At 63.2% G+C, this 14554-nt stretch carries 16 protein-coding genes; 7 read left to right on the plus strand and 9 right to left on the minus strand.

The genetic code is table 11. The features are described 5' to 3' along the window. Positions 1-21: 21 nt before the first annotated feature. On the plus strand, positions 22-582 hold the full coding sequence (locus EN861_RS04320; RefSeq protein ID WP_135862556.1) for a fasciclin domain-containing protein: 561 nt from the start codon (positions 22-24) through the stop codon (positions 580-582). Positions 583-779: 197 nt separating this feature from the next. On the opposite strand, the gene EN861_RS04325 is transcribed toward EN861_RS04320, so the two are convergent. The 3 genes from EN861_RS04325 to EN861_RS04335 are packed head-to-tail and all read right to left on the minus strand — an operon-like array spanning position 780 to position 4073. After that, complete coding sequence (locus tag EN861_RS04325; protein WP_135862558.1) at positions 780-2327, minus strand: DHA2 family efflux MFS transporter permease subunit; 1548 nt, start codon at positions 2325-2327, stop codon at positions 780-782. Then, positions 2324-3616, minus strand: a complete 1293-nt coding sequence (locus EN861_RS04330; RefSeq protein ID WP_127278554.1) for an HlyD family secretion protein — start codon at positions 3614-3616, stop codon at positions 2324-2326. The genes EN861_RS04325 and EN861_RS04330 overlap by 4 nt, the downstream gene beginning before the upstream one ends. Then, positions 3609-4073: a MarR family transcriptional regulator gene (locus tag EN861_RS04335; RefSeq protein WP_135862560.1), complete on the minus strand. Its 465-nt coding sequence runs from the start codon at positions 4071-4073 to the stop codon at positions 3609-3611. The genes EN861_RS04330 and EN861_RS04335 overlap by 8 nt, the downstream gene beginning before the upstream one ends. Positions 4074-4189: 116 nt before the next feature. Between EN861_RS04335 and EN861_RS04340 the strand changes: the two genes are divergently transcribed. The 4 genes from EN861_RS04340 (at position 4190) to EN861_RS04355 (ending at position 6755) form a co-directional block, all read left to right on the plus strand. Further along, positions 4190-4564 carry a hypothetical protein gene (locus EN861_RS04340; RefSeq protein ID WP_245511986.1) on the plus strand — a complete coding sequence of 125 codons (375 nt, stop codon included), beginning with the start codon at positions 4190-4192 and terminating at the stop codon, positions 4562-4564. A 122-nt stretch (positions 4565-4686) separates the two neighbouring features. Then, entirely contained in the window at positions 4687-5325 is a 639-nt protein-coding gene (locus EN861_RS04345; RefSeq protein ID WP_189343552.1) for a CatB-related O-acetyltransferase, read from the plus strand. Next, positions 5322-5981 (plus strand): ribosome biogenesis GTP-binding protein YihA/YsxC, encoded by a 660-nt coding sequence (yihA, locus tag EN861_RS04350; RefSeq protein ID WP_127278556.1) that lies wholly within the window; start codon positions 5322-5324, stop codon positions 5979-5981. The genes EN861_RS04345 and yihA overlap by 4 nt, the downstream gene beginning before the upstream one ends. 51 nt (positions 5982-6032) lie before the next feature. Continuing rightward, the gene (locus tag EN861_RS04355) at positions 6033-6755 is read left to right on the plus strand and encodes a hypothetical protein (RefSeq protein ID WP_348630895.1); all 723 of its coding nucleotides are present in this window, start codon (positions 6033-6035) and stop codon (positions 6753-6755) included. Between the two features lie 40 nt (positions 6756-6795). Here the strand turns inward: EN861_RS04355 and EN861_RS04360 are convergent, their stop codons facing one another. Further along, positions 6796-7617 (minus strand): tetratricopeptide repeat protein, encoded by an 822-nt coding sequence (locus EN861_RS04360; protein ID WP_245511987.1) that lies wholly within the window; start codon positions 7615-7617, stop codon positions 6796-6798. 147 nt (positions 7618-7764) lie between these two features. Continuing rightward, positions 7765-8484 carry a TetR/AcrR family transcriptional regulator gene (locus EN861_RS04365; RefSeq protein ID WP_135862562.1) on the minus strand — a complete coding sequence of 240 codons (720 nt, stop codon included), beginning with the start codon at positions 8482-8484 and terminating at the stop codon, positions 7765-7767. Between the two features lie 128 nt (positions 8485-8612). On the opposite strand from EN861_RS04365, the gene EN861_RS04370 reads away from it, so the two are divergent. Then, a complete protein-coding gene (locus EN861_RS04370) occupies positions 8613-9803 on the plus strand; it encodes an HlyD family secretion protein (RefSeq protein WP_135862564.1) in 1191 nt (396 codons plus the stop codon). Between the two features lie 113 nt (positions 9804-9916). Then, on the plus strand, positions 9917-11473 hold the full coding sequence (locus tag EN861_RS04375) for a DHA2 family efflux MFS transporter permease subunit (protein WP_245511842.1): 1557 nt from the start codon (positions 9917-9919) through the stop codon (positions 11471-11473). Between the two features lie 222 nt (positions 11474-11695). Here the strand turns inward: EN861_RS04375 and msrB are convergent, their stop codons facing one another. From msrB to EN861_RS04395, 4 genes are all read right to left on the minus strand, one after another. After that, positions 11696-12199, minus strand: a complete 504-nt coding sequence (gene msrB / locus EN861_RS04380; protein WP_127280231.1) for a peptide-methionine (R)-S-oxide reductase MsrB — start codon at positions 12197-12199, stop codon at positions 11696-11698. Between the two features lie 229 nt (positions 12200-12428). Then, a complete protein-coding gene (locus EN861_RS04385) occupies positions 12429-12986 on the minus strand; it encodes a fasciclin domain-containing protein (RefSeq protein ID WP_127280230.1) in 558 nt (185 codons plus the stop codon). Positions 12987-13203: 217 nt separating this feature from the next. Continuing rightward, complete coding sequence (locus tag EN861_RS04390) at positions 13204-13926, minus strand: anti-sigma factor (protein ID WP_127280229.1); 723 nt, start codon at positions 13924-13926, stop codon at positions 13204-13206. Further along, positions 13923-14462 carry a sigma-70 family RNA polymerase sigma factor gene (locus EN861_RS04395; RefSeq protein ID WP_127280228.1) on the minus strand — a complete coding sequence of 180 codons (540 nt, stop codon included), beginning with the start codon at positions 14460-14462 and terminating at the stop codon, positions 13923-13925. The genes EN861_RS04390 and EN861_RS04395 overlap by 4 nt, the downstream gene beginning before the upstream one ends. Between the last annotated feature and the right edge of the window lie 92 nt (positions 14463-14554).

Raw genomic sequence — 14554 nt, forward strand, 5'->3', positions numbered from 1 at the left:
CCTCACCCGGAGGAAGACCACATGCGCTTGCCCACATTCAGGACCATCGCCCTATCAGCCCTCATCGCCGGCATGGCGATTGCCGCGCCGGCCTATGCCAAGAACCCGAATGTCGGCGGCGCGCCGATGTACGCCACCAAGACCATCGTCGAGAACGCGGTCAAGTCGAAGGACCACACGACGCTGGTCGCCGCCGTCAAGGCCGCCGGCCTGGTCGAGACGCTGCAGAGCGTCGGCCCGTTCACCGTTTTTGCCCCGACCAACGAAGCCTTCGCGGCGCTGCCGGCCGGCACGGTCGACACGCTGCTGAAGCCCGAAAACAAGGACAAGCTCACCAAGGTGCTGACCGCGCATGTCGTGGCCGGCAAGATTTCGGGCGCCGAGATGATGAAGAAAGTCAAGGCGATGGGTGGCAAATACGAGATGAAGACCGTCTCCGGCGACACGCTCACCGCCGAAGTCAAGAAGGGCAAGCTCTACATCATGGACGAGTCCGGCGGCGAGTCGAAGGTGACGATCGCCGACGTCAACCAGTCGAACGGCGTCATTCACGTCGTCAACAAGGTTCTGTTGCCGAAGTAGCGGCTTCCGGCGAAAAGGGGGCGTCGGCGGATCGTTGGTGCTTTCCCGGTCCGCCATCCCCGCCTCATGACGAGGTGCCATGTTTCTTGCGAAGCCGTATCGGCGAGGCCGGGGTCCTGTCGTCCCTCACAGGACCCCGGTTTCTTTTGGTGAGAGCGCTTTGCCTCGGCGTTCGAAGCCCGACCGCTTCCGCCACATCACTCCATGACGGCGCTGTGGTCGACCTTGGCCGGCGTCCCCGGCTTGCGCAGCAGGAGCACAAGCGGGATCGCCGCCAGCGACAGGATCATCATCAGCTTGAAGTCATTCATGTAGCTGATAACAGTCGCCTGCAGCGTCACCACGCCGTCGAGCGCGGCGCGGCCGGCGGCGGTATAAGGGTTCATCGCCTGGAAGATCGCCGGATCGCTGAACGCCTGGTTGAAGGGCGTCACATAGGTGGCAATGTTGGCGTGGTTGATCTGCACATTCTGCGTCAGAAGCGCGGTGACCACCGATATTCCGACACTGGAGCCGATGTTGCGCGACAGATTGTAAAGACCGGTGCCTTCCGCGCGCCGCTCCGGCGCCAGCGTGGCGAAGGTGATGGTGGTCAGCGGCACGAACAGGAAGCCCAGGCCCGCACCTTGGATGAAGCCGGTGGAGATGATGGTCCACTGCGAAACGTCAGGCGTCCAGCCGGTCATGTCGTACATCGCCCAGGCGGTGATCAGCAGGCCGATGAGCAGCAGCCAGCGCGTGTCGACCTTGCCGATCAGCCTGCCGACCAGGAACATGCAGGCCATCGTGCCAAGCCCGCGCGGCCCCATGACGATGCCGGCAGTCACCACGGGATAGCCCATCAGCGTCTGCAGGTAAGGCGTCATCAGCGCCAGGGAGGCGAGATAGGTGATGCCGATGATGAAGATGAAGATCATGCCGACGGCGAAATTCCGGTCGAGGAACAGCCTCGGATTGACGAAGGTGTTGCGGGCGGTGAAGGTGTGGACGAGGAAGATGTAGAAGGCCGAAGCGCAGATCAGCGCCTCGACGAGGATCTCGGATGACGAGAACCAGTTGAGCTGCTCGCCGCGATCGAGAAACATCTGCAAGGCGGCGATGGTGATGCTGAGCATGCCGAAGCCCAGCCAATCCAGCCTTGCCTTGAAATCCAGCTTGGTTTCCAGGACGTACAGCGACACGCCGGCGAAGGCCAGCGCGCCGATCGGCACGTTGATGTAGAACACCCAGCGCCAGCTGACATTCTCGGTCAGCCAGCCGCCGATGACAGGCCCCAGCACCGGCCCGACCATCACCGAGACGCCGAACAGCGCCATGGCGGAGCCGCGCTCTTCCACACTGTAGATATCGAGCAGGATGCTCTGCGACAGCGGCACCAGCGCCGCGCCGAACAGGCCCTGCAGCAGGCGGAAGCCGACGATCTGCGGCAGCGACTGCGCGAAACCGCACAGCACCGAGGCGACGACGAAGCCGGTGATCGAGGTCAACAGGATGCGCTTGCGGCCGAAGCGGTTGGCAAGGTAGCCGGAAGGCGGCGTCATCACCGCCGCCGCTACGATGTAGGAGGTCAGCACCCAGTTGATCTGGTCGGCGCTGGCCGAGACGCTGCCCTGGATATAGGGCAACGCGACATTGGCGATGGTCGTGTCCAGCGCCTGCATGATGACGGCCAGGATCACGCAGGCGGTGATGGCGCCGCGATTGGCGACCACCGGCGTGGCACCTGTCGCGGACGCGCTGGTCATGACTTTTGTCCGAACAGGCCGATGAGATTGGTGACGAAGTCCGGCAGGCCGCGTGCATGGCCCGTGTCGACGTCGACCACGGCGCTCATGCCGCCGCGCAGCGGTGGTTTGCCGTCGATGTCAGCGATGGTGACGCGCATCGGGATGCGCTGCACGACCTTGACCCAGTTGCCGGTGGTGTTCTGCGCCGGCAGCAGCGAGAAGCTCGACGACGAGGCGGGACTGATCGAGGCAACTTTGCCGTGCCAGACGGCACCGGGATAGGTGTCGACGCTGATCGTCGCCGTCTGCCCGGGACGCACATAGGTCAGCTCGGTTTCCTTCGGTTCCGCCGCGATCCACAGATCGGTCGACGAGACCAGGCTGAACGCCGGCTGCGAAGCCGGCAGGTACTTGCCGACCTGCAGCGCGTCGACATTGGTGACGATGCCGTCGAACGGTGCCTTGACAACGGAATCGGCGAGGTTGCGCTGCGCGTCGTCGACGCCCGACTGGGCCTGGAGGTAGAAGGGGTTCTTCTCCACCGGCTGGTTGGCGTCGCCGCCAAGCTGGGCGAGCGTGGCCTGCGCCTGCGCCTTGGCGACGGACACTTTCTGGCGCGCGGCGACGAGATCGTGCTGGGCGCTGTCGAAAGACGCCTTCGAGGCGGTGGAGGTCTTGAGCAGATCCTGCTGCCGCTGGAAGGCGGCTTCGTAATAGGGAATGTCGGCCTGCGCCTGCTCGATCTGCGACAGCGACTGCTGGTAGCTCGCCTCCAGGGTCAGCACCTGGTTGCGGACGGTGCCGAGCTGGGCCTGGGCGGCGGCGAGAGCGGTCTCGAAGGAGGCCGGCCGCAGGCGAAACAGCACGTCGCCCTTCTTGACCGCCTGGTTCTCATGCACGTCGATCTCCTGCACCGTGCCGGAGACGTCGGTGGAGACGCCGAGCGACTGAGCCTGGATATAGGCATTGTCGGTCGTCATCAGCTGACCGCCGGTGACATAATAATAGCCGCCGAAGACAAGCGCGACGGGAAGCAGGGCAAAAAGGACGGGCCGCGCCAGGCTGCGCTTCGGTTTGACCGGAACAGGAGGGGCGACGGCGGCAGGGGCCTGCCGTGGCGGCGGCTCCTTGGCCGGAGCCTCCAGCGCCGCCGGCTCCAGGGCGACCGGCGCTTCCAGTTCGTCATTTTCGATGACGGCGCTGGCCCGCCGCTGTTCGCGCTCACTGTCGAGCTGGATAATCTGGTCGGTCCGACCCGCCGGTGTTTCGTCTCCGGCAGGCTTCTTGGGGGATGTCGATTCAGCCATGTACTTTCTCCCGGTCGACGGCTGGCTGGGTGCAAGCCGCGAGCAGATTGGATTTGATCAAGCTTAGGGTTTGCAGCAGATGCTGCTGTGTTTCGGACGAAAGGCCGGCGAAGGCCTCGTCTCGTGTTTTCTGGCCGTTGCCGCGCATGATCTCGAGCAGCGGACGGGCCCGCGGTGTCAGGTAAAGCAGCCATGCCCTGCGGTCGACGGGATCGGGCCGGCGCTCGATGAAGCCGCGCGCCTCCATCTTGTCGAGCAGCCGGGCGAGCGTGATCGGCACGATCTCGATGAGGTCGGCGAGCTTGTTCTGGTGGATGCCTTCATGCAGCGAAAGGAAGGCCAGCACCTGCCATTGGGCGCGGGTCAGCCCCGATGCGCGTGACCGCTGCTCGAACCGCTTGCGAAGCAGGCGCGCGACGTCGTGCAGCACGAAGCTGATATTGGGGGAAGAGGGCATGGGAGGAGGTCGGGGTCGGGTGGCAACTTTTCGTGAGCATGCTTATTATCATCATGCACATAATCCTGCTGGACGCCCCGCGCAAGACCGATTAAGCCCCGGGGAAGAAAAAACGCATGGGCCACGGCATGCAAAAGCCGCGTGGCGATGTGGATTTGCCGGCAAGGATTTTGGCGATGGATTGGATCAGGATCGCGGCTCTCACGGCTGTCGTTGGGTGCCCCGGCGCCGCTGCCGCGAAGGATGCGGTCAGCTGCGGCGGCGCCGCCATGCTGGGCGGCGCGCAGCTCAACTGCAGCCATGTCGAACCCAAGGCACCGCCGCAGTTCTGCACGTTTAGTTGGGATCTTCACACGATGGCGGGAGATCAGAAGGTCGTCGAAGGCAGCTTCATGCTGCCGCCCGGAGCGTCGAACGTTCAGGTCTATCAGGGCAGTGGTTTCGACAGCGCGCTGTCCAACCCGATCGTGATCTGCCGCGGCAACAAATGAGCGTGGCGGGCAAGGAAGGCTCGCTCGTCAGCCGATTGGTGCTATAGGGCGGATCACGTTATTTTGACCAGGCGCGCGGATTGCGGATCCGCGTGGCTATCACTTCCTGGACGGACTTCGACATGGACGGACCCAACCCCAGCATCAAGCACCCGATCCCGATGCACACGCGCGTCGGCTTCCTGAAGCCTCTGGTGACAGAGCCGAACATCGAGATCGGCGACTTCACCTATTATGACGACCCGGACGGGCCGGACAAATTCGCCGAAAAATGCGTGCTGCATCACTATCCCTTCATCGGCGACAAGCTCATCATCGGCAAGTTCTGCGCTATCGCCGAGGGCGCGCGCTTCATCATGAACGGCGCCAATCACGCCATGTCCGGCTTCTCGACCTATCCGTTCAACATTTTCGGCCATGGCTGGGAAAAGGGTTTCGACCCCCAGACATGGTCGAAGGAACTGCGCGGCGACACGATGGTCGGCAACGATGTCTGGATCGGCATGGAGGCCGTGATCCTGCCCGGCGTGGAAATCGGCCATGGCGCCATCATCGCCGCCAAATCGGTGGTGACGCACGATGTGCCGCCCTATGCGATCGTTGCCGGCAACGCCGCGAAAGTGGTGAAGATGCGTTTCGACGACAGGACGATCCGACGGCTGCTGGCGGTGGCATGGTGGGACTGGCCGGTGGACAAGATCGGCCGCAATCTCGACGCCATCAGGAGCGCCGATATCTCTCTACTGGAGGCAGCAGCTTGAACGTTCCCAACAGCACCGCGATCCAAACCGACCTGTTCACGCGCGGATGGATCTTCATCCGCGGCGTGCCGGCCATGAAGTTCCTGCCGCCGGAAGGGCCGCCGGAGATCGCCTTTGCCGGCCGCTCCAATGTCGGCAAGTCGTCGCTGATCAACGCCCTGGTCAACCAGAAGGGCCTGGCGCGCACCTCCAACACGCCGGGGCGCACGCAGGAACTCAACTATTTCGTGCCGGACGGATTTTCAGGCGAGGGCACCGACCTGCCGCCGATGGCGCTGGTCGACATGCCGGGCTACGGCTACGCCACCGCGCCCAAGGAGAAAGTCGACGAGTGGACCAAGCTGGTCTTCGACTATCTCAAGGGCCGCGTCACGCTGAAGCGGGTCTATGTGCTGATCGATGCCCGCCACGGCATCAAGGCCAAGGACGACGAGGTGCTGTCGCTGCTCGACAAGGCGGCGGTATCCTACCAGATCGTGCTGACCAAGACCGACAAGATCAAGGCTGCCGGCGTGCCGCGGCTGATCGAGGAGACGCTGCAAAAGATCAAGAAGCGTCCGGCGGCGTTCCCGTTCGTGTTGGCGACGTCATCGGAAAAGGGCGAAGGCCTGGAGGAATTGCAGGCTGCCATCGTGCTCGCGGCGAATGGCGGCTAGTCGTCGTGCGCGCATACGTTGACCGCGCCCTGGCAATCCGTCAACATCGCAGTGCCGTTCGAGGGCAACCGGATGCGTATCGTTTTTCGTTGTGATCCCGCGCTTGCCGAAATGCTGCCCCGGCCGGTTCCCGCGCGTGGCGTGCTGCCTGACTGGCTCCGCAACATGCCTCCGAAAGCCTATTCGGAAATCCATGGGCGAGAGATCAGGACAGTAAAACAGTGTCCGCCCTTCGTTGATGCGATGACACATGGCTTCATGATCCTGCTGCCATGCGATGTGACAGTTGAGAACGGGGCCTTTGAATGGCGGTGGGACATCGCCGAGCCGTCAACTAAGGGCCACCCGCGTTCGCCGCTCAGCTTCCATGTCGCCGAACAGCTCTCCGGCGCACCGTTGTCGAATGGGCTGGCGGCGATAAAATTCAACAGTTTCTGGACGATCGAGTTGGAGGAAGGCTGGTCCCTCTTCGCCACCCATCCGGTCAACCGCGATGATCTTCCTTTCCGCCTGGTGACTGGTGTCGTCGATTCGGATCACTTCCAGGACGCCGGCATCAATTTCCCGGCGATTTGGACCGACCAGGGTTTCTCCGGCGTGCTGGCGAAGGGCACGCCGGTTGCGCAATGCTTTCCCGTGCCGCGCGCTGCGCCCGAACTCGTTTTCGAAAGCTTCGATGTCACACGCAAAGCCTCCTATGAAAAAACCGTCGCCGATGTTCTTGCCGAACCCGGCGTCTACCGTAAGCAGTTTCGCGTGAAACGCACCCGCTAGAGCTCCGATCCGAGTGCCGCCGCTCCAAATGCGACCCGACCTAATTTTTGTTTTTACCAAGCAAGCCCTTCAACGTTTCGCGATCGATCCAAAGCTTGCCGTGCGGCGCTGACGTCAGGGCCATCGCGATGGTGCCAAAGGTTGTGGCGCGCTGCCCGTAGGCCGTTCGATAGGCCTCGATCGCGGCGTCCATATCGCCCGCTTCCTGAAGCGCTACCCCCAGATTGACCGCCGCCTCGGCGTCGTCGGGGCGTATCTCCAGCGCTTTGCGATAGGCGGCCGCTGCCCCCACATGATCATGCAGATCCTGCCTGACAAGGGCGAGGTCGAACCATGCCGACGCGGGCGCGCTTCCCTTTACGGCCCGCTCCAGCAAGGGTGCCGCATCGGCGGGCATTCCGTCCTCGAACAGCATGCGGCCCAGGCGTGCTGCCGCCTCCGCCGAAAAGGGATCGGCAAGTGTCAGCTGTCGCCATACCTCGAGCGCATGGGCCCGGTCGCCTGCCTCATCGAGCGTGCGCCCCTGCTCGATGAGCACAGCGGCGCCAGGCGCCAATTCCGCCGCGCGCGCGAGATGGAACAGTGCTTGGTCAAAATCCCGCGCCGCCCGCGCCAAGCGGCCGGCGAGCAATTGGGCGGATGCGTTGTCAGCCCGGATCGCCAGACTTGCCTGAATATGGGCGCGGGCTTCCGATATCTCTCCCTTGGCGAAAAGAACGGCAGCCATAAGGTGGTTGAGAGCAGGGTCGTCAGCCGCCTCGCGAAGAGCCTCCCCGCAAAGCAGCCGTGCCTGCTCGTGGCGACCGGCGTTGAAGTCCGCCACGATGCGTCGCATCTGATTCTGGAGCTTCGGAACGCCCATCCCGATCTGCCCTCACGCTCGCGAACGAGAACCATTCCCGCCGAATGATCGGTTCTACCCAGATCCAGACGTTGACGCTCCGCGCCTTGAGGTCAAGCCGCCCTCCGCAAAAAATCGGCCACTGGACGGCCGTTTCGGAGATTCCTGTCAGGGCGAGTGTGAGCTGTTTTCTTCCTCTGCCAGCCTTTCGGTGCCGTAGGCCTTGAGGAACATGCCGACGCCCGACCGGACAATGTGATCGATCTCGTCCTGGGTCGGTGCCTTGGTGCGGTAGGCGAAGATGCACTGCCGGAAAAGACCGGCCAGGCACAGTTCGGTGAACTGATAGGCGGCGAGGTCGACATCGTCGATCTCGAGCAGGCCGCGCTCGATGGCGGCGTTGAGGAAGACCACCACCTTGTCATGGCCGCGCTTGGGCCCGCGTTCGTAAAAACGCGCGCCCATGTCCGGAATTCTGTCGGAGGCGCCGATAACCGTGCGCTGCGCCTGGATGACCCTGGCCGAGGTGATCTTCATCGACAGGACCTTGCCGAACTTGACCAGCGTCTGGCGCAAATCGTCGGCGCGGTCGAGCATGTCGTACATGTTCTTGAAGATGGTGCCGCGCTCTTCCTCGATCAGCGCCTCGAACAACTCTTCCTTGTTGGCGAAGTAGACATAGATGGTGCCCTTGGAGACACCGGCCTCGCGCGTGATGTCGTTCATCGAGGCGGCCTCGAAGCCCTTTTCGATGAAGACGCGGCGGGCACCGTCGATGATCTGGCTGCGCTTGACCGGATCCTGTCCGGCTGCCGGGCGGCCACGGCGCAGACCATCCAGCAGATCCTCGCACTGGTCGGCTTCGGCGTTGCGCACAGTCTCAACCATAAAAATCACACCCCGAAAATAATTCGAACCAACCGGTTCGATTGCCTCTTGATATGGTCCTCTTTACGCGCTATGTCAACGCCCAGATCGAACCGAACGGTTCAGTATTATAACTTTAGAGAGATGTCATGTCCTCGAATACGTCCGTCACCGCCGAAGTCCGCCCTTTCCCCAACGCCAAGGTTGCCCCGGCGACGGAAGCGCCCGATGTGCATGTCCAGCCAGTCGTCGCACCGCCGCCGGAGGCTGAAGCTCCGGCCAAGAAGAAGCGCTCGGTGCGTTCTTTCCTGCTGCCGATCATCGGCCTTGCCCTTTTGAGCGGTGGAGCCTGGTACGGCTATGATTACTGGACCACGGGCCGCTTCATGATCTCCACGGACGATGCTTATGTCCAGGCCGACATGGCGTTCGTCTCGCCAAAAATTTCCGGCTATGTCGATCAGCTCCTGGTCAGCGAGAACCAGCAGGTCAAGGCCGGCGATCCGCTGCTGACGATCGATGCCGGCGACTACAAGATCGCCGTTGCCCAGGCCGAGGCGCAGATCGCCACGCTGGCCAAGACGCTCGACCGCATCGACGCGCAGACCAAGGCCGCGCAGGCCTCCCTGCAGCAGGCGCAGGCGCAGAAGGTCGCCGACCAGGCCGCCGCCGACAATGCCGGCCGCGCCCAGCAGCGCGCCGCGCAACTGGTCAAGACGCATGTCGGCACGCAGGCACAGCTGGACGACGCCCAGACCGCGCTCGACCAGGCCAAGGCCGCTCTCGTCGGCGCCGACGCGCAGATCGCCGCTGCGCAGGCCAATATCGGCGTGCTCGAGGCACAGCGTGCCGAATCGGCGAGCACGCTTGCCTCCTTGCAGCTCGGCCGCGACAAGGCCGCGCGCGATCTCTCTTTCACCGTGCTCAAGGCGCCGTATGACGGCGTCGTCGGCAACCGCTCCGTCGAACAGGGCGATCTGGTCAGCCCCGGCCAGAAGCTCGCCGTGGTCGTGCCGATGGACAAGCTCTACATCGTCGCCAACTTCAAGGAGACGCAGCTTGCCCGGCTGGTTCCCGGCGAAAAGGTCAACATCTCGGTGGACGCCATCGACGGCTACCCCATCCAGGGAACCGTCTCCTCGCTGGCGCCGGCGTCGGGCGCGGTGTTCTCGCTGCTGCCGCCGGAAAACGCCACCGGCAACTTCACCAAGGTGGTGCAGCGCGTGCCGGTCCGCATCGACGTGCCGGCCGATGCGCTGAAAACCGGCAAGCTGCGCGCCGGCTTGAGCGTCGTCGTCGCCGTCGACAGCCGCACGGCGCCTGCCGCGACCAGTAACTAATCGCTTTTCGGAGGGCGGCTTGGTGGCTGATTGAAGCACCTGGCCGCCCGGCCTGCCTCAAGGAGGCTTAGGACATGGCAACCGCAACCATCACCGCAGGATCGCCACCGGCCATGCCGGCGGTTCCCGACACGATTTCGACGCGACGCGTCATTGCCTTCCTGGCGATGGTGTTCGGCATGTTCATGGCGATCCTGGACATCCAGATCGTCTCGGCCTCGCTGGCCGAAATCCAGGCCGGCCTCAGCGCCAGTTCCGACGAGATCCCGTGGGTGCAGACAGCCTATCTGATCGCCGAGGTGGTCATGATCCCGCTGTCGGGCTTCCTCAGCCGGATGCTGTCGACGCGCGTGCTGTTCACCGTCGCGGCCGCGGGCTTCACCGCGGCCAGCGCGCTGGCCGCGACCGCCACCAACATCGACCAGATGATCGTCTACCGCGCCGTGCAGGGCTTCATCGGCGGCGGCATGATCCCGAGCGTCTTCGCTGCCGCCTTCACCATCTTCCCGCCGTCGCGCCGCGCCATCGTCTCGCCGATGATCGGCTTGGTGGCGACGCTGGCGCCGACCATCGGCCCGACCGTCGGCGGCTATATCAGCCACGCCTTTTCATGGCACTGGCTGTTCCTGGTCAATGTCGTGCCCGGCATTCTGGTGGCGACCGTGGCCTGGTCGCTGATCGATTTCGACAAGCCCAATCTCAAGTTGTTCTCGAAGTTCGACTGGTGGGGCCTCGCCGGCATGGCCGCCTTCCTTGGCTGCATGGAGTACGTGCTGGAAGAGGGTCCGAACAACGACTGGCTGCAAGACCAGGCCGTGTTCATCTGCGCCATCATCATGACCATCGGCGCGGTGATCTTCTTCTGGCGTGTCTTCACCGCCGAGGAACCGATCGTCGACCTCAAGGCGTTCAGCAACATCAATTTCGCCTTCGGCTCGCTGTTTTCCTTCGTCATCGGCATCGGCCTCTATGGCCTGACCTATCTCTATCCGGTCTTCCTGGGGCGCATCCGCGGCTACGATTCGATGATGATCGGCGAAGCGCTGTTCGTCAGCGGCCTGGCCATGTTCTTCACCGCGCCCATCTCCGGCATCCTGTCGAGCAAGATGGATTTGCGGCTGATGATGATGATCGGCTTCTTCGGCTTCGCTACCGGCACATGGTGGATGACCCACCTGACCGCCGACTGGGATTTTTATGAGTTGCTCATCCCGCAGATCCTGCGCGGCTGTTCGATGATGCTGTGCATGGTGCCGATCAACAACATCGCGCTCGGCACCTTGCCGCCGGACCGGTTGAAGAATGCATCCGGCCTGTTCAACCTCACCCGCAATCTCGGTGGTGCGGTCGGCCTTGCCCTCATCAACACCGTGCTGATCGACCGCAATGCCTTCCACTACGCAAGGCTCGGCGAGCACGTGCAGTGGGGCAGCGCGGCGGCCCAGCAGAAGCTGCAGAACATGACGCTCAACTTCGAGCAGACATCAGGCCTGGACGCCACCAGTGCGGCGATCTCCAAATTGTCGGGCATGGTCCATCAACAGGCGGCGCTGCTGTCTTTCATGGACGTGTTCTACATGCTCACGGTGCTGTTCGCGACGCTTGGCCTGTTCACCATGCTGATCAGGAAGCCGGCCGCGCCCGGTGGTGGCGGAGGCGGCGGGCACTGAAACAAAAGAACCATACGCGGCAGCGGTTTCAGGAAGCTCCTCCAGTCCACGCCTGAAACGCTGACAGCGCAAAAAACTCCGGGCCGCAAAGCCCGGAGTTTTTTATTGCCCTTGCTAGAGCAATTCCAGGAAAAGTGAGTAGCGGTTTTCCGTCCGGAATTGCGTAAAAACAAATAGTTAGAGCAGTTCAGCGATTCTACCAATCGCTGAACTGCTCTAGCGTCAGGCGGTGGCGGGCTTGAAGGTCAGCGCGACGCCGTTGATGCAGTGGCGCAGGCCGGTCGGCGCCGGGCCATCGTCGAAGACGTGGCCGAGATGGCCGCCGCAGCGGCGGCAATGCACTTCGGTGCGGGTCATGCCCAGCGACCGGTCCTCGGTCTTGCCGATGCCATTCGCGATCTCTTGCCAGAAGCTCGGCCAGCCGGTGCCGGAATCGAATTTCGTCTCCGAGGGATAGACCGGCAGGTCGCAGCCGGCGCAGGCGAAGATGCCCTTGCGGTGTTCGTTGAGCAGCGGGCTGGTGCCTGGATACTCGGTGCCCTCCTTGCGCAGCACGTCGAAGGCGGCCGGCGACAGGATGGCCTTCCATTCGTCGTCGGTCTTGGTGATCTCGAATTTCTCGGCGGCCTGGGCGGCCTGCGGGCTGCCCATGCGAAGCACCGTCGCCGCGGCACCGACAACGCCGATCGCGGCGGCACCGCTCAAAAGAAAGTCGCGACGGTTCATGACCAGTTCCTCCTGTCGTCCGTTTTGCCAAACTATACCCGCCACGCAAAAGTCAAAAGCCGGTGACGGTTGCCCTCAAACGACACTCCGCGCCGTTCACGGCTGACCGTGGAACGGCGCGGAGCAGGCGTGCCGATTGCGGATCACGGGAGCGAGACGACGCGATCGACAGAGAGCTCTTGCCTGCTGTTTCGTCCGCGGCAAGCGCCTTGTTACATTTTCGGTCCCATCACATTTTCGGGAGCAGAACCTTGTCGATGACATGAATGACGCCGTTGGATTGTTCGACATCGGCGATCGTCACATTAGCGACATTGCCGTTCTCGTCGGTGACGGTGACCTTGCCGCCATCGGCCTTGAGCGACAGCTCGCAGCCGCCGACCGTCTTGACCTTATGCGTCCCGCCGTCGGCCTTGGCCATCGCGGCCACATCCGCCCCCATCGCCTTGGCGCCGATGACGTGGCAGGCCAGGATCTTGGTCAGCTTGTCCTTGTTCTCGGGCTTGAGCAGCGTGTCGACCGTGCCGGCCGGCAGTGCCGCGAAGGCTTCGTTGGTCGGCGCGAAGACGGTGAACGGGCCGACTCCCTGCAGCGTCTCGACCAGGCCGGCGGCCTTGACGGCGGCGACCAGCGTCGTGTGATCCTTGGAATTGACGGCGTTGTCGACGATGGTCTTGTTGGCAAACATGGCGGCGCCGCCGACCATCGGGTTTTCAGCATAAGCAGCCGTGGCAAGCGCGGAGACAGCGATCGTACCGGCGAGCAAAAGGGTGGCGAATCTACGCATGATATCTGGACTCCTCGGGTTTCTCTTCCCATTTTTGGGGACGCGAGGAGATACGGAACACAGATGCGTGAGTTTCAGACTATTTCCTGGTTTTAGATTTATTTGCATTGCGGAAAAATTTTCGAGCACGACGGTTTGCCGGCTTACGGGCCTATTAGACATATGTGATGGAAGATAGACTGGGTAATTTCTATCTTGTCACCATCCGGAGGGTCGATCAGATGCCCTTCAGATCGCCCGCGGCAACAACGGGGCCGGTCGGCTGGCCGGTCGGCGAGCCTCCGGCAGGCTCGAGGCTGACGGCCAGCACGGCGCCCTGCGCGAGTTTCTGCTGCGTGGCGGGCGAGACCCCAATGTGCGCCGTCGCACCGGCCGGGATGACGCCCATCGAGACCGGCGCGTTCTTGCCCTCGATCATCCACAGTTCGAAGTCCTTGCCGGAGGCGAGCGCGCCGGAAACATGCGAAAGGCTGACTTCATGCCGTTCGGAATCATAGACGGCGAGATATTTGACGTCGCTGCCGTCGGCGGCCAGCGAGGCGACTAGTCGCGCCTGCGGCTGTTCGGCCGGCCGATTGACATAGGGAACGGCGACATAGAGCGCCAGCGCGGCAACAGCCGCCACGGCGAGACCACGCCAGAAGGCGAGGCTGGACCACAGGCCGGCGCGCGGTTCGGCGGGCGCGGCGGCGGTGGATGAAAACAGCCGGCGGTCGATCGCCGGCTTCACCGAAGCCGGCGGTTCGATCTCCGGATAGCCCGCGCCCAACGGCGAGAGGTGAACTTCCCAACCATCGACGAGCCGCGCGAACTCTGTCTCGCTGTCGATGCGCCTGGATGCGATCTGCCGCTCTTCCGCCGGCAGAACACCAAGAACGTATTCGGCGGCGAACAGGTCGTCGCCTCCACGTTCCGGTCCATTGTCCTCTGCCAGCGTCATCTTTCCAGGCATTCCCTGAGTTTCATCAGGCTGCGGCGCAGCCAGGTACGCATCGTGTTCAACGGCACGCCGTGACGTTCCGCCAGTTCGGCATAGCTTTCGCCCTTGAGATAAGCGCCGCGGACGGCCGCCGCCCGGTCCTTTTCCAGTTCATCGAGACAGTGGTGGATGCGTTCGGTCTCATCGCCCGCCACCGCCATCGCTTCTGGTCCCGGCGCCGGATCGGCCACGTCGAGCGCGGTATCGATATCGACTGCAGGCTTGCGCCGCGCTCGGATGCGATCGATCGCATGGTTGCGCGCGATCGCCACCAGCCAGGAGATCGGGCTCAGATCGGAGACGGCAAAACGATCCGCCTTCGTCCATATCTTGACGAAGACTTCCTGCAACGCCTCTTCCGCGTCTCCCCGGTCGTTCAATACACGAAGGCACACGCCGAAAAGTTTCGCACTGGTCTGCCGGTACAGCAGGTCGAACGCAGCCCGATCCTTCATCGAAGTCCGAACGATCAGCTTGGTGATGTCCTGCGGCGTCATGCGGGTCCAAATTAGGCAATTGCGATGTATTTGCAACGCGGAAATATTCCGCGCGCCTAAAGTTCCGGCGTCCGCACACCTGCCTCGAGGCT

Source organism: Mesorhizobium sp. M8A.F.Ca.ET.218.01.1.1 (assembly GCF_004791165.1).
Classification (GTDB): domain Bacteria; phylum Pseudomonadota; class Alphaproteobacteria; order Rhizobiales; family Rhizobiaceae; genus Mesorhizobium.